Here is an 18,316-nt window from a genome sequence, read left to right as displayed (position 1 = left end):
CTCCGGCACGTCGAAACTGTCAGCAGGCACAGAGCCGTCCCGATCCGCGGCATCGAAAAGCTCGTCCTGGGCGACACTTTGCATGGGCGAGTGGACGGCTGAACTGACCCGCTGCCAAAGCGCCGGTGCATCGAAGGTGGTGGCTGGCAGCGGGCCCTGTCGATCCGCGGCATCGAGCAGCGCGCTTCTTGGACGACACTTTGCATGGCAACTGGGCGGCTGAACTCATCGTCAGCCAAAGCACCGGTGGATCGAGGCCGCAGCCGGATGCTCGCCGCTCCGCTCCGCAGCGTCGAAGAGCACATCCTGGGCGACACTTTGCACGGGAGAATGGGGGGCTAAACCCATTCCTTGCCAAACCTGCAGAGCATCGAAAGCCTCAGCCGGCAATGGGCCGCCCCGATCCGCGGCGTTCCCAAAAGGCTGCTCATGATCGAAAACTTGCATGGACGAACGCGCGGCCGGCTGTGTTGGCAGGCGCGAGCTGGCACCTTCTCCGCCCGAATTGTCCTGGCCGACGATTGCGCGATAGTCCCGCAGCCTGTTCAACGCGGAACTTTCTTATCGTTCGGAAACAGGGTGTCGGCATGGCCGAGCAGCGTATCGTGACTGAGCTTAGCAAGTGACAAAGGGCGAAGTGCTGCCGCTAACTTCCGAAGGCCGCTACAATAATTTCCGACGGTTTTGACGTCGATCGCCCGACCAAAGCCTGCCTCGGCAGCCTCCCTGATAAGGCGATCGTCTTCCTTGGAAGGACGGTAATGTGTTGTGCTCGGCCGAGCGGGGACACCAGGCGCGCGGTACCGGCTGATCAAACAAGGCTGCGGCGATGATTTTGTCTTTGGCAGCAGCGTCTTGGCGCAGTCCAGCAAAGTATCCTCGTCGAGCCCAGCAATTGATTGTCCATACTGCTTCAGCGCCTCAGCCAATTTGCGAAGTCGACGATCATAAGTTTCGACGGTGGTAGCACTGGGCGGTGGCCCTTGCTCGAGGGCAGCGCCGGAGGCTGCTTGGATGAGGTAATCGTCTTCCTTCGTGACATCATAAAGGTGCCTGCGGGGATATATGGGGCCAACCTGTCGCGCGTCTCCCAAGTGCTGCTCAAATTCCGCTTGCTGCTGTTGCGGCTGTTGCACGGTGGCGTTGTCGGCAGCTCGATCCGGTCCAAGTCGGGTATATTATTGTTAGATCGATCCATGTTCCTGTCCGGTGGGCTCGTTCGCTCCTTTCTCGCTGGTCGCGTTAGCTTTCTGAAACCTGACGCGGCTTGGAGCTAGTGGGCAAATCCACACATCCTACAAACCAGAACGCCATTGATTTCGTTCATACGAACGGCGCTCTTTCCCAAAGGAGCGGCCCATTCGGTGAGATGTTCGATATTGTCGCACCCGATTGGCCAAGACACCGACATCAATTTTCCGTCCGGCATCATGTTGTGTATCAAAGCGGCGCAAGCTACTGTAAACAGGATCAGACTGTCATCACTTTGGCCGTAAATGCGAGGGCCCCTTGTCAATTAAGAACCGTTCTGACGAGGTTGCCGAGACTTTTCGTCTCTTGAGAGCGTTTCGGTCGCTCCGAAATCCTGCCCTCCGTCAGCGCATCATCGAGATGATTGAGGTCTTATCAGCAAGAGACGATGCGAAGCGCATGCCCCGCCCGCCGGCCGATCAGAGAAAGTCCTGACCTGGCGCGCCGGATAGGTCCGCAAACTCCTGATCGTTAGACGACCCGTGCCCGTCGGTTGAGCCGGCATGAGGCTTCATCGCGCCACCGGCCTACGTAATGGATTCGGCGCAAACCATGCCGAGCATAGACCATGTTGACTGCCAAGGTCTCCCAACGAGCGCAGAGCCGAGTCCTGAGGAGCGAGCTTTAAGATTTGAGATTTCGCGATGTTCACTGTCGATCAGCGAATTCTGACGCCCGCCGGCCTTGTTAGCAGCGTAGAACCTGACGTTGCGTACGGTTTCAAGCCCGGCAGGCGAATCGTCATGCCGAATCGTACACCTGCCCGCATAAAGGGCTAGGAGTCCCGCCCAGTCTCATCGCGCTATCCAACACCTTCGATTGGCAGTTAAAGGACATGACCGCGTTCGCTTGAAGACGGCCTATGTTCGGAGCCTGACACTAAAACACAACACCGCCCGCCGGCCGGCGCAAAGCGCACGACTCATCGGTTTGCAAAGCTGGCACGTCTGTTGCTGCACGTCTGTTGCTGAGAGTTGGTGGGGTTCAGTTCACACGGCGTGCGTCACTGCCGCAGAGCAATTGCGTTGGACCCGGGACAACAAACTCTGACCTTAAGGACCGCAGAAGGGGATGAATGGCGGGAGCGTATGCCTAGCGTAAGTCGATCCGACAAAAATCAGTTTGTACAACGCCAACCGATCGAGGCAGTCACGGCGATTGATCGCGCCGATCGGTATCATGTTTACGGTCGCTCTACTCCCAAACCTGCGAGCGGTCTTCGTGTCGGTCGGGGCAACTCCAACCATCATGCCCGTGGCGCTCGAGTACGCGGCGACGATTTTGTTCCGGTACACCACGATGCTTGTAAACATCGTGAACGGCTTCGTCGGTTGGGGCGCACGCGACCTTGCTCGCGTATTGAAGGCCGCGAAGTTCCTGCTCTCCATGGTTGTCGCTCTTTCCATTGCCTATTCTGTCCCCGTTGTGGTGTTTGCCAGGCCCTTGGTCAGGTTGTTAGGCGATAGCGAATAGGTCACGAAAATTGCCGTCTCGACCTGCATCGCGGTCCATGTCAAGCAATAGATGAGCTGGACATCGCAACGATCGCGCTGTTGGCGACGTCTCACCAGCTCACTAGGTCAGACGAGCGCTTCCGCACTCTGCCTCAAGATCGATCGACGTCGCGGGTTGACCTGGCAACAGACATCATCGAACGAAGAGCATTGCACCTAGATAGCCGGGGAGCGGTTGCCTCCAAGAAAATGACAATGTGCAAGAGCCATGCAGCTATAGTAGCAGTCTTGAGCGGCGGCACTCGCCGTAGAGCCGTCGGCTGCTACAGTCCGGCGTCATGGTGCGAACCAGTCCGGGTACTTGGAACGGCGGAGCGCAACCTCTCCATCCCGCTCGGCTCGTCGGCCATGACAAGGAGGTCCGCCGAATTTGGCCGCGAGCTCGGTCCCAACATGGGCCATCATGATGAACAGCGAAACGAACGTGTTGGCGCCGACAGCGACAATAGTGGCTAGCGCTGCTGATTCATGGGCGAGTTTCCCAATTGCAGAAATGCCGCTCCATCATCGCCTCTACCGGTTCTGCGTTGCCCATTCCGGTGTGGACCTGCCCATGTCTGCTCGGGGACAGAGCTTCATGGCCCTGACGGAACGCCTGCAGATGCCTCGCCGTCTCTGGACGGCGCGCCCTCGAGACCCCGAGGCTGCTCGACCTTTCGAAGTCATGGACGACGGCCCGTCCCTGGTCGAGAACGATTCGCACGGCAACATCGACGCGAACTCGCTCGGGAGTCACGCGAGGAATGCGACCGTCACCTCGATGCAGGCTCAGGCAGTTGAGAAGGGAGTGGAAGATTATCCTCAGCGCGACGATCTCGCGATGTTCGACCCCTCAACCCGAAGAAGGGGCGTGAGCGCACGAGATCGGTCCGGCGATTTGAATCCAGCGGGACCTCGCAAATGCACCTCGAAGCCATGCGCCCGGTCCGCGCGGCGACGAAATGGCTGGTGGGGTACACCGCCATGATGATATCCCTGAGAAGCGTGGAGCAGAGCTGTGCGAAAAGGTGAGGCGGCCTTGGCCAACTCAGTCAGGACGGTTAAGCGGGCCAGTAATCATGGCTTTTGAGGCGGAGCATCCAGTATTCCAGGCCTTGCGCGCGCGTCTACTACTCGGCCATTGGCTACCCGGCACGGCCTTGAAGCCTGCCGAAATTGCCGATGAGCTTCGCGTCGGCATTTCCCCCGTACGAGAGGCTTTGATACGGCTGACTGAGCGCGATGTGGTGCAAAATATTGACCACAAGGGGTTTAACGCCAGGCCGATCGACCCACACCAAGCCATCCTGTTCTGCAAAATGCTATCGCAAATGTATCTCGACAGCATCAGCGATTTCACAAAGGCGAAGCTGATCGATGAAGTGGCGGCAAGCTTCTGCGGTGAAATCGAGCCAATTTACGCAAGCAATGAGGATCCCGCCAAACTCTTCTTGAAAGTAGGCGAGTGCTACCGGCGCGCGTTGCTGGTCAAACAGCATCGCCACGTCGCGGATCATATCGCGGACGTCGTTTATGTCTACCTCTCACGCGCAATGGGAACGCGTACGTACTACAGCGATTTGCTTGCCGAGAGCCAGAGCATTAGCGCGTTGGTGGTCGAAGGGCAGCACAAGGCCGCAGCCCGTGCCATCCAGGGCTTTTTCAGACGCCGGGTCACGGAGGTTATGCGAGCACAGGCGAGGCTCTCGCGGATGCCGACTGTGACAAATCTAGCACGTAGTCATGTGGATTTATCAGGCCCCGGCGGTGCGTGATGGCTATGATCGTCGTGTCCGATGCGAGTTGCCGAAGTTCGTCGAAGATCCCCTGCTCGGTCTGCTCGTCCAGCCCGGAACTGGCTTCGTCGAGAAGTAACAATCGAGGCCTTGCGATAAGTGCACGGGCGATCGCAATGCGCTGCCTCTCGCCGCCACTTAGCAATTGGCCCCGCTCGCCGACGCGGTGGTCCAAACCGTCCCGCAAGGAAGTCACCTTAGCAGCCAGATGGACGCATTCTAGCGCGTGGAACACGTCCGCATCGGAAAACGGGCGGCCCAGCAGAACGTTTTCGCGGATACTCAGATTCATCATCATGGGCTCTTGGGGCACGTAACCCACGTGCGCCAAGTAATCTTCCGGATCGATCGTGGCCAGGTCCAAGGAGCCAATGCGCACCAGGCCGCTGTAGCCTTGATGCATTTTTAGCAAGAGCCGCATAAGAGTTGATTTGCCAGCGCCCGACGGTCCGATAATGAAGTTGATGACGCCGGGCTTGAACTCGCACGTTATCGCAGAGAGCAGCGGCGAGGCGGCTCGCTCATAACCAAAGGAAAGCACGCTGATTGAAACGGTGAGTGGGCCGGATATCGGCATAGTACGCCCGACTGTAGTGGGTCGCACCGGTGGGGGATGTGCATCAAGCAACGCCTGCAGCGGCTCGGCCATGCCGCGCGCAACGATGATGTCCCGCATTGACATGCCAATAAGCTCGAACGGCCGGTTCAATTGAACTAGGATCATGCTTACCATGACGAGACCCTCTATCTGGCCTGACGGCCCATAGAGCCAAAACAAAAGTCCCAAGATCGAGGCATACTGAACGAACAAGAGGGTCGCTTGCAAAACGCCATAGCGCAACCGGATGCCATAGAACGTGAGCCAGGCTCGGCGTGTGGCGTCGGTCTGGCGATCATACAACTCAGCTATCCATGCTAGAGCGCGGAAGACCCTAATTGAAATGATGTTTTGAATTGCATTTCCTAATAGGTTCGAGCCGTCGTTAGCTGAGGCCTGCGCCCTGGCCTGATAAACCTTGGTGGCCCTATTGCTCTTCAACGCTATCAGTACGAGGACGGCGCCGTAGGCTAGGACGAACAGCGCCACCGACCAATTCGTTGCTCCGCCGACGGCAAGGAACGAGAACGCAATATCGGCGACCCCGCCCATCAGCACCATCAAATAGAGCTGGATGTAGATCTTATTAGACTGTTGCCAACTCTCCATCATCGCCGAAATCTTGCTCGGATTGTTTTGAGCAAGCAGCGATCCCTCGGCGCTCACCACAGCTGCCATGATCTTCTTGCTGGAGAGATTACGAACGTCCTGTTCCAGCCGGTTCGACAGAGCCCCCTTGACGTCCTGCAAGCACCGAGCAAGCGCGGCCGTGACAGCAAACAGCAACAATAAACTGAGCGTATAGAGCGGTGGCGCGCTGGCCAGCCGGGCGAGGGCGCGTGAGAACAAGAGCGGCCCGGCGACCGTGCAGCCGGACGCCGCAATTGTCGTGAGCAGGAAGGCCGCGACAAGAAGGCGGGAAGATTGTAGGCTCGTCTTGAGGATGTCCCATTGGAGCGGGGGCAAGAGCGGCTTACCCGAGTTCATGAAGGTCCATCCAATCGGCAACAGCGCAGACGCGAACGAGTGCGGACGCTGAGTCGTAAGACAGATTGTCGACAGCAGAGCGGAGGAGATCGCGGGAGATCAGACCGTGCCGATACAATGCACTGCGCTCGATACGTGACACCAAGGCACCATATTCGTATCGCATTAGCATGTCGCGCCCGGCACCTTTACCAACCCTGTGATAGATCACGTCCGGTAATTCTTCCCGGAATGCCCCGCGCTCAAGTGCACGATCAATTCCATTTAAGTGGTGATGTCGGCGAGCCGTGAGGAGACCGGCCTTGATCAGCGGCCAGAACACAAAGGCCTTTCGCTCTTCTACCGCAATGCCTCGTAGTGCAATACGATTGAGCTCCGCATTACGCATGCCGAAGAACTGAAAAAGTCGCGTCGTCGGTAGGTGGCGTAAGGACCTGGCGCCTGGTACGAGCTCTGCACGGCCATCCGGCAGCACTGATGCGAGAGGCGGCTGCGGAAATCGAAGATCACCGAACATATGCCGTCGTAAGTTCCGGCTGCTCTGCCCGGTGATCACGTCGCGAAGGACACGCCAAATAGACGCTCGGGTCTGGATCGCAAGGCCGGCGAGCTCGCGCAATGCCTGTCGTGGCGATCGGGTTTCGGCAAGCAGTTCTCTGGCGATGGCCAGGCGGCTCATCCTGAGAAATAGTTGATCGCCTCCATCTCCTGTGAGCACCAGGCGCGATCCTGCAGTCTGCGCCGCCTCGTGAAGTTGAAACGTCGTAGCGGTCGTGGCCGCTAGCTTACAAGGTCGCGCCGTTGGAGCCAGCAATTCTGACGATAGGTCCGTCATCGAGGAGCGAGCATTCGTTTCGACATAGGTTCGGGTGCCGCCCACCTGCTCGGCTAGCGCCGCAAAAAAGAAACGCTCGTCGCCATTGACGTCCGTCTCTGAGTAGCTGTTCAGAAGGGAGAGGGGCCTATCTCGATGGAGGTCGGCCGCAGCCAACGCCACCACCGACGAATCAAGGCCACCGGAACATTCAATGCTGAAAGCACCGTTATAGCGGCGCGTTTTGTGAGCGACGCTCGCCTCCATCAATTGGCGAAAGTTGGCCGTATCTTCCTCGAAAGAGACCGCCGACGCCTTGAGGCGGGCCACGGCGTCCGCCAGAAAATCGACTTGCCGAAAGGTCCCCCTTGAGACGATGAGCGCCGCGCCACTCAGTAGCTCGAAAATCCCACACAACCCTGTTTGCGGGGTCAACCAGGACGCGTTGCACATCACGCCGGTCAAATAGCCTAAGTTGAAGGCTTGGCGTTGCGCCACGACGCCATCTGGCAACTTCAGTCCTGCCCAGCATTCAATCACATCATTTCTGACCTGATTGAAGATCGAGATCTCGGAGAAAGGGGGGCGCACGATCGCGACGCCACCTGGCGCGCGAACAATGAAAGCCACATCCCCAGCGTACCGTTCCTGCAGGAGAGCCAGAATCTCCGGCAGAGACTTGCCTTTAAAGTGTGTTGGTTCCAATTCAGCAGGCTTGCCGATCTCGGCGTCAACAAGATCGTTGAGCACTGTGAGTTCCACCTGACCGTCTACAACGATCGAGGCAAGCGCGGTGGCTGAATCCAAGAGCGCATCGGCGTTGAGTCTCATTTCTCGAATCTCAAGATGACGCTGTACTCATCCACAGCACGCTTCGTGTCGTTTAAAATTATATCGCCAGATTGCAGCCAGGCGTGGGCTCTGAATGGTGGCTGCTTCACACCCACGAGGAGCTCAAGTGATGCGATGTAGGGGTAGAAAAACAGATACCCCGCAACGGAATCCTCAAGACAGGGCGGGCGGCGGAACCGAAGATTGCGTAGATGTTGGAACACGCTGGCGTAGTAATGGATTCTTTCGACTCCCATAGACACGGGTGCCCTACCGTGAAGTGAGGCACGTAGAAAGTCCAGTTGACGAACGATGGTCTGGCTGCGGATCGTGCGAGCAGCATGAGCGGCGCGGGCGTAGTGCCATACTAGAGGAAGGGGTGGGATAAAGGCAGGCGGGGAACTCAGGCAATCGCGCAACTTTGCCTTCGTCTCGATCAACCGTCGACTCTCGTCCGGACAAGCTGCAGATGTGGTACTCATGCCGTAGCGATTGGATTGCAGGTCGAGATTGATCCAACGCCCATTAGACCACGCTTGAAATACATTGCTCACAGCAGCGATCCCTTGGCCACCCCGCCGTCAAATGATGGGATGGGCCGAACCCCATCCCATCAAGACACTCCGCGTCAATCGCAATCATCACCCTCGAAATAGTAATCGCCCGTCCGCGGCGCGGGGCGGTGCGTGCCCCCAAGGCCTTCCGTGAGCTCGGTAGCGTCCCCGAGGTCCAGAACTGTGTCATTGATAGCGGTTGTATTCATCGACGTTCTCCAGAGTGACCGGCATATTCGCCAGCGCGGGCAACCTAACATCGTAATGTAAAATAGGGCTTTTATTTTTTTTATATGATGTCGAACGACGCAAAGAATAGTTTGACGTTGCGTAGATTGCGGACGATGCGGGATTTGGGCGACGAGGCGATCGCGTGTCGCGCTTCCGGCCAGCCGCCGAAGGGACGATGAAGGGGCGATTCAATCACCTATGGTCATGCGTACCCTGAGCTTCCAGGATTGCTTCGAGCGGAAGGTTTAATCGTCAGTTTTCACCAAAACTCACCTGTTGCAAATTCCAGCACGTGTTAACCGCAGGTCCTACACCCTAGCGCTCAATCCTGGTTGAAGTTCGTTCTGGTCCAAAAGGACCAGAGCATCACGCTGGACCTGCCACTGCGTGTTGCCTCCAGATCGAGTTAGAGTCTGGACTGAGCAAGGACGGACAGATCAAGCGAAAGGATCACGCAAGAGATGGGGTATTCCGTCCCGATCGCCCGACCTATTTGCCGAGTAGCCCGTTTTGTTTGACGATGATGGTCCCGTGCGATAGTCGCGGAGTCTGTTCAACTTGTCCCACGTCTCCCAAGTGCTGCTCAAATTCCGCTTGCCGCTGTTGCGGCTGTTGCACCGTGGCGTTGTCGCTAGCTAGATCCGGACCAAAGTCGGGTAATATCGTTAGATCGTTTCGTTCTCTCCTTTCTCGCTAGTCGCGTCAGCTTTCTGAAAAACCTGACGCAGCTTGGAGAAAGGTAGAATTAAGCCGGTGGCTCGGCAGTCGGTTTCTTGAGTCCGGCAGGCGCTCGCGTTTATCGGGGCAGGCGAGCGCCGGCTCCGAGGGGAGGCTCAGCCGGACTTCACGATCGAATTTGCTGACCCTGACGTACACAAGTTCATCTTTCCTCGGCCTTTAGGCGTGGTTCGGCTTCGGCGAACGGCTGCTACTTTGAGCTCAGTGGTAGGGGGCGCTTGCGCCGTTTTCTGGCTCGGTGGCAGGCGGCCGGACCCAAAGTCGATCCTGTTTATGCTCCAGCGAGCGCGCTAGCGCATCAAAGCCTGCTTTCAACTTGCCATAAGCAGCTTCGTTCGCCTCGGGATCCGCGTCATCCATATCGGCGTAGGCGGCCGCGGCCTCGGCATAGTTTGCGAAAAGAGGCATTTTAGCCGTGTTCATCCAGCCGAGGCCCACATGTGGGAAGTGATTCGCAGGTACCCTCAAACGGGTGTTGTCCAGTGTCCGAAGGAAGTCCGCCGCCCAATCGTGGATCGTATAAGCTTCAAGCTTATCCATCATAGGCCGCCAGCGCCTGATGCGCTCTTCGCGCGGCATATCGGCCGCCGTTGAAATTGCGGTCGCGATCTCCTCAGGACGGTTCGGATCTACGAGCAGCGCGTGTTCACCGAACTCTTTCGCCGCACCGGCAAACTTGGACAAGACCAGAACGCCTGGGTCATTCGGATCTTGCGCGGCAACATATTCCTTCGCGACCAGATTCATGCCGTCACGCAACGGCGTCACTACCCCAACCTTCGCTGCGCGATAGAGTCCCGCGAGTTGAGCCTGGCTGAAAGGATTGTTCTCGTAGAAGATCGGCTTCCAATCGTCCGTGCCATAGCTGTCGTTGATCTGGTTAACCAGGCTGCCGACGTGCCTCATGTACTCTTGGTAGGCGGGAATGCTACTGCGCGAGGGGGTCGCTATCTGCAAGAGCGCCACGCTGCGCGGCTTCTCTTCTAGCACCCTACCAAAGGCTTCAATCCGCTTGTCGATGCCCTTGGTATAATCGAGCCGGTCGACGCCGATCGCAAGTGTGGCGCCATTCAGCTTCTCCTGCAAGGATGAGATGTAGTCTTTCTGGGCCTCAAGCGAGTCCGCTGCAAAATCTGCAAACTGCCTGGGATCGATACCAATCGGAAACGTCTTGCACAGCGTCTGGCCTTGCTCCGAGATCACAACACCGTCCCTGATCTCCGTGTTCGGACGAGAACGGGCACAGTCTAGGAAATTATTGCGGTCCTCATCAGTCTGAAAGCCGAGCAGATTGTTTGCCAACATCGACGTCATGAGCTCACGATGATGTGGTATTTGCTCGAACACGTCAGGCTTTGGCCACGGGACATGGACGAACAAACCGATCGGCTCGTCGACGCCGAGCTGGCGCAGACCAGTGGCGAGCGGCAGCAAATGATAGTCCTGTACCCCAAACGCATCACGATCTCGGAAGTTGAAAGCCGCGTGCGCCAGGAAGTCGTTTACCTCGCGATAGCTCTCAAAACTCTCTTCGGATCCCGAGATCCAATCGGAGAGCGAGTGCAGCGAGGGCCACAGGATCTCGTTGGAATAGTCGTAATAGCCTGGATAGTGCGCCGCCGGCAGATCGAAGCTCGCCACCTGGCCTTGGCCGAGCTGCTTGAGCAACGCCGGTTGATGGTCGCCATCACCCAGCCTGCCGGAGGATCCCATCCAGACGGCGCCGGAACGCCTCACGACAGGCTCAAGAGCGGCGGCAAGTCCGCCCGTTTTTGGTTGATCGGGGCTTAATTCCGGAAGGCGGTTCGAAATGATGACAAATTTCGTATCCGGTTGCTGGGCTGCCGTATCAGGAAGTTCCTGGACAGTAGCCGACGGACCTGCACCAACTTGCTCCGCAGTCCCCGCTGGTGCCCCGCTCAGGTGCTGCTCGAAGGCAGCCTGCTGCAGGAGCTGCTGTTGTTCATCGCTCTGTGATGTTCCCGCCACAGCGGAAGCTGCTGATTGCATAATCCTATTGAGTTCATCCATCCTACATCTCCGCTGCTATATCCCCCATCGATGCGGGCTCGCGGATCGCAACAGATGCCGGCGAGTGTCTCCATTGCGCACGCTAGCAGATCTAGCTTTCGACAAACTGACGGCCCGATCTGCACGCTGTTGGCGATCCAACCAAGCGGCGTGAGCTCTCGACAAAGCCCGCGCGTTTTGGAATGCGCCGCGTCGATGGGTCTTGCGGGTCGTCACTTAAGGACCCACGGAGCCCCTCTTTCCAACACTGCCTGCCTACTCACATCGCCCTACTTCACAACCGGCTTTGAACCATCTTATCGATGTCCGACGATGGTCGGCCAGTCCCGATAATTTCGTCCAATCCGACTCATATCGCCCAACGTTCCAGGAGGAGGGGATGACGCGGGCCGGCGGAGGAGGCGCTCGGGGTATTCACTCTGCAGGCGAGTGGACCGGGAGTGGCGGAAATCTTCGATTTCGATGCCGCACGGCTAGTCACGGCCTAAGAGCGATTCAGTCACAGCATCCGCAACAATTGCTTTTCGAAGTTGCGGCTCGCGATCCTGTCTCGCGCAATTGTAGCGCACTCGACCGTGCCGGCGTCCTGATCGACAGAAAGAGGGATCACCCCTCCATCGTGTGGATTATTGAATAACAAACGTTCGTTGGCCAAACCGTCGAGTGCTGATGGGAGCGGGCTTAAGCGGACATCCCGTACAGATGAAATCACGTGGGAATGGGCGTAGTGCGGCCCGAGTAGGCGGACTGCAATGCTGTGCAACACAGATCCACCGCCCCAGCGGCCATTCGCCTCATTAAACAACAGCTGCCCGTCGGGCGTGAAGATCGCATCGATATTGATCAATCCTCGGTAACCCAACGCGCATGCAAGCTCGACAAAGCGGTAAGCATGCCCGTAGGCGCTAGAGTAGTCATTGATCGTGAGGTCGGCCGGAAGCTCGAGTCCCGTCCAGACGAGGGCCCGTTCCGATCGATCCTCGCTTCGACGCAGACGTATGTTTCCACTGTTGATGTATGCGATTGAACCGTTCTCTTCGATTTCGAATTCCAGATAGAACATCGAACTGGCCGGGTGATACGCCTCGACGACGACCGTTCTGCACGACGGAGTCGTCATTTCGGGCCAGAGTGCCTCAGGATCAAAGGACGACCAATCGATTTGCCGGGTTTCTCTCGCCCCAGGCACGGGGCCGGTTTCCATCCCGGTTATTACAACATTTCCAACTCCTCCGGCGCCGTTGTCGAGCTTTACGATCACAGAGCCGGTCTCAACTCTAAGAGAGCTAACTGCTCTGAATAGCTCGCCGGATGTTGTTGCCACGCATCCACTTGGCATTGGAAGTGCAGCGCTTGTCGCCAATTGGCGGAAATGGCTCTTGCGGTTCAATAAATCAGGACCCCGCTGGAGAGCGAAATCGGATCCTGCCAGGGTTACGCCAAGTATCCTCGCAAGCCGCGCGGCCCCCTCGGTAAGATAACACGGACAAAGTGACCAATTCGTCTTCTGAGCAATGTGGCGGCTCATTTGCTCTACGATTGAATCGGCTTCAATGATGAAATCGCTAAGGACTGTGCTTGTCCTGGCGCTTTCTGGCACAAGGACCAAAACGCTCGACGGATCGAATTTGAGCGTCGCGCCGATATAGTGGAGCAGGTCCATCGGGATTGGGACAGGAGAGACTATCACGTCTCCCTGTCGTGCAAACCAAGCGGAGCGGCAAGCCGACTTGGCCGCCAGTGAAACTTGCACTGAGGTCAGATCGCTACCGGACATCTGAGGAGTGCCGGCATTCATGATCAAGATCCGCGGCATTAACCGGCTCCGAGCTCTCCAAGCGCAAACGACGTGAGCACCATCCCAAAATCGCGGTGTGCCCGAGAAGAATCTGAACGAGCTTTGTGATCCCGAGACAAGAAATCGTCGACGCAGGCTGAAGCAAGTGCAGTCATCGCCCAATGCTCGCTATTCAAGAGTTTCAGCTTGCTGGCTCGACGCATCGGTTTCTTTCAGCATGTAGTGCTGAATTTTGCCCAGTGCCGTTCTCGGCAAATTGTTCGTGAAAATGATCTGGCGGGGCGTCTTGAACCGCGCGAGCTGAAGTTGGAGGTGAGCCGTCAGCCCCTCGGCATCAATTGCAGACCCGGAGCGCCGGATCACATAGGCCACTGGCACTTCACCCCAGCGCGGGTCGGTTCGACCGACGACGGCGCATTCCAGGACATCTGGATGCGCTTTGAGCACCCGTTCGACCTCCGCCGGATAGATATTTTCTCCCCCGGAAATGATCAGATTTTTCTTCCGGTCTTCGATCCAAAAATATCTATCGGCATCGCGCCGCCCAATGTCCCCCGTGTGATACCAGCCGTTCCGCAGCGCTTCCTCGGTTGCCCGTTGATGACCCCAATATTCGGCAAAAACGTGAGGCCCACGCACGACAATCTCGCCTGGAATACCTGGTGGCAGCTCGTTGCCCAGGGCATCGACAATTGCCGCTTCGCAAAAAAGCCCGGGTAGGCCGGTCGAACCTTCACGCGGCGGATCGCCGCCGAGCGTCGTATGAATGGCAATAGGGCAAGTCTCCGTGGAGCCATACACCTGCAGTACGGCTACGCCGCGCTCAACAAAACGTTCGACCAGATGCTGCGGGACCATCGCTGAGCCGGTAGAAATTGCGCGTAAGGCGGATACATCTGCCTTGTTCCAGCCGGGATGCTCGGTAAGCGCTTGGATTGTGGCGGGCACTAGCACGGTGAGTGTTGGCCTGTCCCGCTCGAATGCAGCAAGCGTCGCCTCGGGCGTAAACCGCGAGTGAATCGTAACGGTCGCACCTTGATGGAGCGCTGGCGTGGTCTGGATGTTGAGACCGCCAACGTGAAATAGCGGCAGCACTGTCAACACGTGATCGGCGGAGGTGAGCCCGTGCATATGCTGGCTCATTAGGCCATTCCATAGTAGGGCGTCCTGCCGCAGCACCGCACCTTTCGGTCTCCCCGTGGTGCCCGAGGTGTAGACGATCAGAAGCGGAGATGACAGATCCGTGTGCGGATTGCGATTTTCGTCCTGTCCAGGATCCAGCAGGCACTCCCAAGTGCTGCCGCCCATCGGGTCGAAATCGAACCCGATCACGCTGGTGCTGGGCAGGTGCTGTGCCAGCGCGGGAAGGAGTGCTTCGAACGCGCTCTCGAGGACCAGAACCTTGACGGCAGCGTCGCAAAGAATGAACAGCTGCTCGCTGACGGTAAGACGCCAATTCAAAGGTACGAGCATTGCGCCGAGCCGCGCGCAGGCATACAGCAGCACCAGATAGTCGGGCCGGTTGAGGCTGAGGATCGCGATGCGATCGCCTCGTTCGATGCCGAAGTCGCGCTTCAGGGCGCCTGCAACCCGCCCGATCCGGTGATTAAACGCGCCGTAGCTTAATGTCTCGCCTTCGAAACAAATTGCGGGCTTGTCGGGGAAGAACGCGGCGTGGCGTTCAATTAGCGTGCAGAGATCAAGCATCAATGGTTCGTTTGATTGGCGTATGAAAAACAATCCGCCCCCACGGCCAAGGCAAAGCTCCTCACAGATCTTGGGAGCGGCGTCGATCGCGACATCATTGCGTGTTCGATGGTCTCGGCCGTGATTGTCGACGCGCGCAAGCGTGCGGGATCTGACTTGGCGTGGCTCATGCACAGAGGGGAGCGCAGGATCGGCGTCTGGTCCTGCCGGTTGTTCGGCGAAAGCGGTGATAACTTCGTGTCTCTGTTGTAGCCGCCGGACGGCGGCTCCATTCGAGGACGGGCTGCAGGATTTGATAATGTCCGTACATGAGGCATGGTCGGAGCGATCCTGTGCAACTCACATGTTGTTCAGGTTCTTGCCTTTGGCTGAGAAGAGTGGCGACCGTCTGACCAGTGCAAAACGTGCATCTGACAATGGTGATAAGCGCACCATGACGAGTCCTTTCGTGGCCTTCTCAATACAGGTTCGCCACACATATAGGCCGCTGTGGGATCTCCATCTTTGCAGCCCACAATAGCTCGGCATTGCCCCTCGGTGTGATCGACGAGCAAGACCTTCTTGGAGCCATCGGGCTCCTTCGCACTTGCTGGGCCCGCATGCGAGACGATAGGTTGCGACACCGCGCCGCTCATGCTGGGTGCCATGTGCAGGCAAAGCTCGGCGAAAGCGCGAGTTTGCGCCCCTCAGGCCAGGATGACGATCTGCCGCGCTCGGCGCCCAACGCCCGTAGAACGAGAACGGGCGTCGAATTGTTTGTACGTCCCGGCCCGATTGAGGCGAAGGCTAGTTGTCGAAGGTGCAAAACGGCGGCGCTGTGCCGAAGGGTGGGAGCGGCTTTTCTAGTTTGAGCCGATTTACCAGAGCGGGGCTTGCGACAGACGTACCGCGCCCCTTCGCGGTCGACGACCCATCGACGGTGGCTTGGTAGCCTCACGGCCGGAACGACGCGCTGACGCACAACCACCTCGTCAACCGACCTTTGGAACGAGAGCATCGTAACGGACCCGGCCGACCTAACTCTGACACGTTGAGACATCCCAATTCCCTGGTACCTTCGTACCCGGAAGACCGTACAATTTGACGCTACGTCCGATTCAAGCCTGTTTGCGACCTCTACCTGTGAGCAAGCAAATCCAGAGCGGCTCGCTTGCAAATTCGTGCAGGTTGGCCCTTGAGGTCGCCGAGCCCGAGAAGGGGACCAGTCCAGAAATCAAAGGATCACGGAGGTTTTCAAGGTATCCAAAGCCAGCACCTAAACTTCAGCTTTTTTACGCGAGGCTGTGGCTTTGCTGCTTAGGATGACCAAGGCACATCGCCGCTGCCGGCCTCATCCAACGCGCCGGCGAGTTAAAGGGGCGCCCGGCTTCGAGCCCGACAACAAGTAAAAGCACGATGCAACCCGCTATCCTTCACCACCCCGAATAGCGGGGGTTGGGCTCCAGGAGTTCCCTTACATAGGCGATGCCGAATGCCAGAAGCTGTTCATCGGTTTTGCCGGTTGAGGCCAGCAAATGTAAATAGCTCAAAAGCTTTTGCTGCGTCGGTCGGCTGATCGAGCCGCCGAAACAGTCCACGACAGCTTCAACAATGCTCTCCACCGCTACACCGCGATCGATTGACGCAACACAAAGAACGCAGTGCACCATTTGATCACTCGCAGGTCAATAGTCTTCGCTCGTCGACTTACGGGCAGGTGGCGGCAGATGATCGTTGACCTCACGCTGCTGTTCGCCTCGTGCCGCGCTTGCTGATCAACTGATTGCGCAGGCGAGCGCCGTCGATGCCGCCATGCCTGAAGATCCACGGCAACAGGATGCGCCTGTGGGTTTCGATGTGGCCTGACACCAGGCAACTTGGCCGGGGAGAAGATGGCGATCCACCGATGCGTTCTCAGGCTGCATTGAGCTTGACGGCATTCATTGCGCGACGCCCAGTGAGGCGCAATCCGATCGTCTTGACCGCGATGGCCGCACGGTAGCGACGTGCACGGTCGGAGGTGCTGATCTTGAGTGTGGCTAGTTGCGAAGTCCTCGCACTGGACCGGCCTAATACTCCAACGGGAAGTATGGGGTAGCTCAACGCAAAGCGGAGACCCCCCACCTGTGACGCAGTTCGCGCGTCAGGCTGAGTTAGCCGCTGCCGAGCTCTGTTCATGGTGCGCCAAATCACTCAACTCCTGCTAGAACTCTCCTGCTGGGGTCTTCCTGTTTGCATCTGCCATTCACCGACGGGCTGACCAGGTAGATGTTATCTGGGCCGCTCTGCAGAATGCATTTCGATCCATTTGTAAATTCAGCATTATCGACCTGAAATTTCTGCACGACAAAGCCCTAGGGCAGCTTTCGAAGCCTGCCTCGCAAGTTGATGAGTGGATCGCCTCCGTCCGAGCGTGTCGCGACGATCCGGCCGACAAAGATGCCATGACTCCCGACGACTTCGTGGCGGTACAAGACGCATTCGAGCGTGCAGACCGCGGTTTGCAAAGTCGGTACGTCAAGAATCACCTGATCCCACCCGCCTACATTGAAACGTTCAATACCTCTCACGCCATCCAGGCCGGCGAAACGCTGCGCGAGGTGCTCTTGATCCCCACTTAGAATGCTCACACCGAAAATGCCATTCGCCAGTATGGCGTCGTGAGTCTGGGACGCGGCACTGATACCGACAAGCAAGCAGGGCGGTTCCATACATATGGACGTGACTGAGCTGACCGTTAAACCTCGCCGTTCCGCGGCGGTCCCCGTGGCTACAATGGCAACACCGCTCGCCAGATTTCTCATCGCTCGACGGAACTCGCTGCCCTCGATGGATGGTATATCGTGCGTCTTTGAAACCGGCCCGCAGCTCATAACCACCTCCCGAAGCTGGGTCTTGCGACGTCTAAGTCAGGCGGAATGTCACGCGGAAGGCGCGTGTGGCAGTTCATGTTCGACTAGTGCCGATGCGGCTTTCGTTCCCAAGACAAGCTGAGCACTCGCGAGAGGCGAGCTGGTCAAAAGAGCGCACAGGAACGCTCGCTATCGGCTATATTGGTTCTGCCGACTTCACCTCGAATCTCTTCCTTGCATCTCGTACCTGTCGCCCTCGTACGAGAGCGATCGTAGGGCTTCACGAGCTCTCATCTCCGCGAGTAAGATCATTCGCTGCAAGCTACACCATCATGCAGGATGGGCATCTTGCGCTCGGCGTCTTCTGTTCGAGACCACTCGAGCAGGCGCTCTTTCGCGAACGAAGCGCGCCTGTCGAGCATCGCGTGCAAGGAATCTCGAACGTCAGGCGCGATCGAATCGTCTGTATCGATCAGTTCCCGAAATTTCTGAATTATGCGCTCGACCGTTGCAATGGATCCGAGGGCGCTCATCATGTGCCAAGTCATCATTAACTGTCTCCTTCGTACTTGTACGAGACCCAATGCGCCGCACCCCCCGTCGTGTCGACGTTCTCCGCGACGAGGGTTGCACCCGCGCCGCGATGTGGGCCGGCG

General features: G+C 57.8%; 13 protein-coding genes. 2 read left to right on the top strand and 11 right to left on the bottom strand.

Annotated elements, in window-relative coordinates; genetic code table 11:
• Positions 1 to 545: 545 nt before the first annotated feature.
• Positions 546 to 1,136: a hypothetical protein gene (locus tag P6U23_RS27210; protein WP_407175553.1), complete on the bottom strand. Its 591-nt coding sequence runs from the start codon at positions 1,134 to 1,136 to the stop codon at positions 546 to 548.
• A 1,273-nt stretch (positions 1,137 to 2,409) separates the two neighbouring features.
• Here P6U23_RS27210 and P6U23_RS27205 point away from each other — a divergent pair.
• Together P6U23_RS27205 and P6U23_RS27200 are read left to right on the top strand one after the other, a co-directional pair.
• Positions 2,410 to 2,724, top strand: a complete 315-nt coding sequence (locus P6U23_RS27205; protein ID WP_407175552.1) for a hypothetical protein — start codon at positions 2,410 to 2,412, stop codon at positions 2,722 to 2,724.
• 1,099 nt (positions 2,725 to 3,823) lie between these two features.
• On the top strand, positions 3,824 to 4,519 hold the full coding sequence (locus P6U23_RS27200; RefSeq protein ID WP_407175551.1) for a GntR family transcriptional regulator: 696 nt from the start codon (positions 3,824 to 3,826) through the stop codon (positions 4,517 to 4,519).
• On the opposite strand, the gene P6U23_RS27195 is transcribed toward P6U23_RS27200, so the two are convergent.
• The 10 genes from P6U23_RS27195 to P6U23_RS27150 form a co-directional block, all read right to left on the bottom strand.
• Positions 4,428 to 6,125, bottom strand: coding sequence for an ATP-binding cassette domain-containing protein (locus tag P6U23_RS27195; RefSeq protein WP_407175550.1), 1,698 nt, complete (start codon positions 6,123 to 6,125; stop codon positions 4,428 to 4,430). The two genes, P6U23_RS27200 and P6U23_RS27195, sit on opposite strands and share 92 nt — an antisense overlap.
• On the bottom strand, positions 6,112 to 7,770 hold the full coding sequence (locus P6U23_RS27190) for an asparagine synthase-related protein (RefSeq protein ID WP_407175549.1): 1,659 nt from the start codon (positions 7,768 to 7,770) through the stop codon (positions 6,112 to 6,114). The genes P6U23_RS27195 and P6U23_RS27190 overlap by 14 nt, the downstream gene beginning before the upstream one ends.
• Entirely contained in the window at positions 7,767 to 8,252 is a 486-nt protein-coding gene (locus tag P6U23_RS27185) for a lasso peptide biosynthesis B2 protein (RefSeq protein ID WP_407181595.1), read from the bottom strand. The genes P6U23_RS27190 and P6U23_RS27185 overlap by 4 nt, the downstream gene beginning before the upstream one ends.
• Positions 8,253 to 8,398: 146 nt before the next feature.
• On the bottom strand, positions 8,399 to 8,533 hold the full coding sequence (locus tag P6U23_RS27180; RefSeq protein WP_407175548.1) for a hypothetical protein: 135 nt from the start codon (positions 8,531 to 8,533) through the stop codon (positions 8,399 to 8,401).
• A gap of 961 nt (positions 8,534 to 9,494) precedes the next feature.
• Positions 9,495 to 11,324 (bottom strand): trehalose-6-phosphate synthase, encoded by a 1,830-nt coding sequence (locus P6U23_RS27175; protein WP_407175547.1) that lies wholly within the window; start codon positions 11,322 to 11,324, stop codon positions 9,495 to 9,497.
• A gap of 499 nt (positions 11,325 to 11,823) precedes the next feature.
• The gene (locus P6U23_RS27170) at positions 11,824 to 13,122 is read right to left on the bottom strand and encodes a hypothetical protein (protein WP_407175546.1); all 1,299 of its coding nucleotides are present in this window, start codon (positions 13,120 to 13,122) and stop codon (positions 11,824 to 11,826) included.
• Between the two features lie 168 nt (positions 13,123 to 13,290).
• A complete protein-coding gene (locus P6U23_RS27165) occupies positions 13,291 to 14,829 on the bottom strand; it encodes a class I adenylate-forming enzyme family protein (RefSeq protein ID WP_407175545.1) in 1,539 nt (512 codons plus the stop codon).
• A gap of 1,412 nt (positions 14,830 to 16,241) precedes the next feature.
• Positions 16,242 to 16,478, bottom strand: a complete 237-nt coding sequence (locus P6U23_RS27160) for a hypothetical protein (RefSeq protein WP_407175544.1) — start codon at positions 16,476 to 16,478, stop codon at positions 16,242 to 16,244.
• Between the two features lie 684 nt (positions 16,479 to 17,162).
• Entirely contained in the window at positions 17,163 to 17,612 is a 450-nt protein-coding gene (locus P6U23_RS27155; RefSeq protein WP_407181594.1) for a flavin reductase family protein, read from the bottom strand.
• Positions 17,613 to 17,968: 356 nt separating this feature from the next.
• A complete protein-coding gene (locus P6U23_RS27150) occupies positions 17,969 to 18,211 on the bottom strand; it encodes a hypothetical protein (protein WP_407175543.1) in 243 nt (80 codons plus the stop codon).
• Positions 18,212 to 18,316 lie beyond the last annotated feature (105 nt).

The sequence above is a fragment of the Bradyrhizobium sp. STM 3562 genome, from assembly GCF_045571435.1.
Lineage (GTDB): Bacteria > Pseudomonadota > Alphaproteobacteria > Rhizobiales > Xanthobacteraceae > Bradyrhizobium.
This window is presented reverse-complemented; position numbering and strand designations above follow the sequence as displayed.

Excerpts from the sequence above, each read along its gene's own strand:
- P6U23_RS27170 (WP_407175546.1), bottom strand. The coding sequence starts at position 13,122 with ATGAATGCCGGCACTCCTCAGATGTCCGGTAGCGATCTGACCTCAGTG.
- P6U23_RS27155 (WP_407181594.1), bottom strand. The coding sequence starts at position 17,612 with ATGAGAAATCTGGCGAGCGGTGTTGCCATTGTAGCCACGGGGACCGCC.
- P6U23_RS27175 (WP_407175547.1), bottom strand. The coding sequence starts at position 11,324 with ATGGATGAACTCAATAGGATTATGCAATCAGCAGCTTCCGCTGTGGCG.
- P6U23_RS27195 (WP_407175550.1), bottom strand. The coding sequence starts at position 6,125 with ATGAACTCGGGTAAGCCGCTCTTGCCCCCGCTCCAATGGGACATCCTC.
- P6U23_RS27185 (WP_407181595.1), bottom strand. The coding sequence starts at position 8,252 with ATGAGTACCACATCTGCAGCTTGTCCGGACGAGAGTCGACGGTTGATC.
- P6U23_RS27190 (WP_407175549.1), bottom strand. The coding sequence starts at position 7,770 with ATGAGACTCAACGCCGATGCGCTCTTGGATTCAGCCACCGCGCTTGCC.
- P6U23_RS27200 (WP_407175551.1), top strand. The coding sequence starts at position 3,824 with ATGGCTTTTGAGGCGGAGCATCCAGTATTCCAGGCCTTGCGCGCGCGT.
- P6U23_RS27160 (WP_407175544.1), bottom strand. The coding sequence starts at position 16,478 with ATGGTGCACTGCGTTCTTTGTGTTGCGTCAATCGATCGCGGTGTAGCG.
- P6U23_RS27165 (WP_407175545.1), bottom strand. The coding sequence starts at position 14,829 with ATGCTTGATCTCTGCACGCTAATTGAACGCCACGCCGCGTTCTTCCCC.
- P6U23_RS27180 (WP_407175548.1), bottom strand. The coding sequence starts at position 8,533 with ATGAATACAACCGCTATCAATGACACAGTTCTGGACCTCGGGGACGCT.
- P6U23_RS27150 (WP_407175543.1), bottom strand. The coding sequence starts at position 18,211 with ATGATGACTTGGCACATGATGAGCGCCCTCGGATCCATTGCAACGGTC.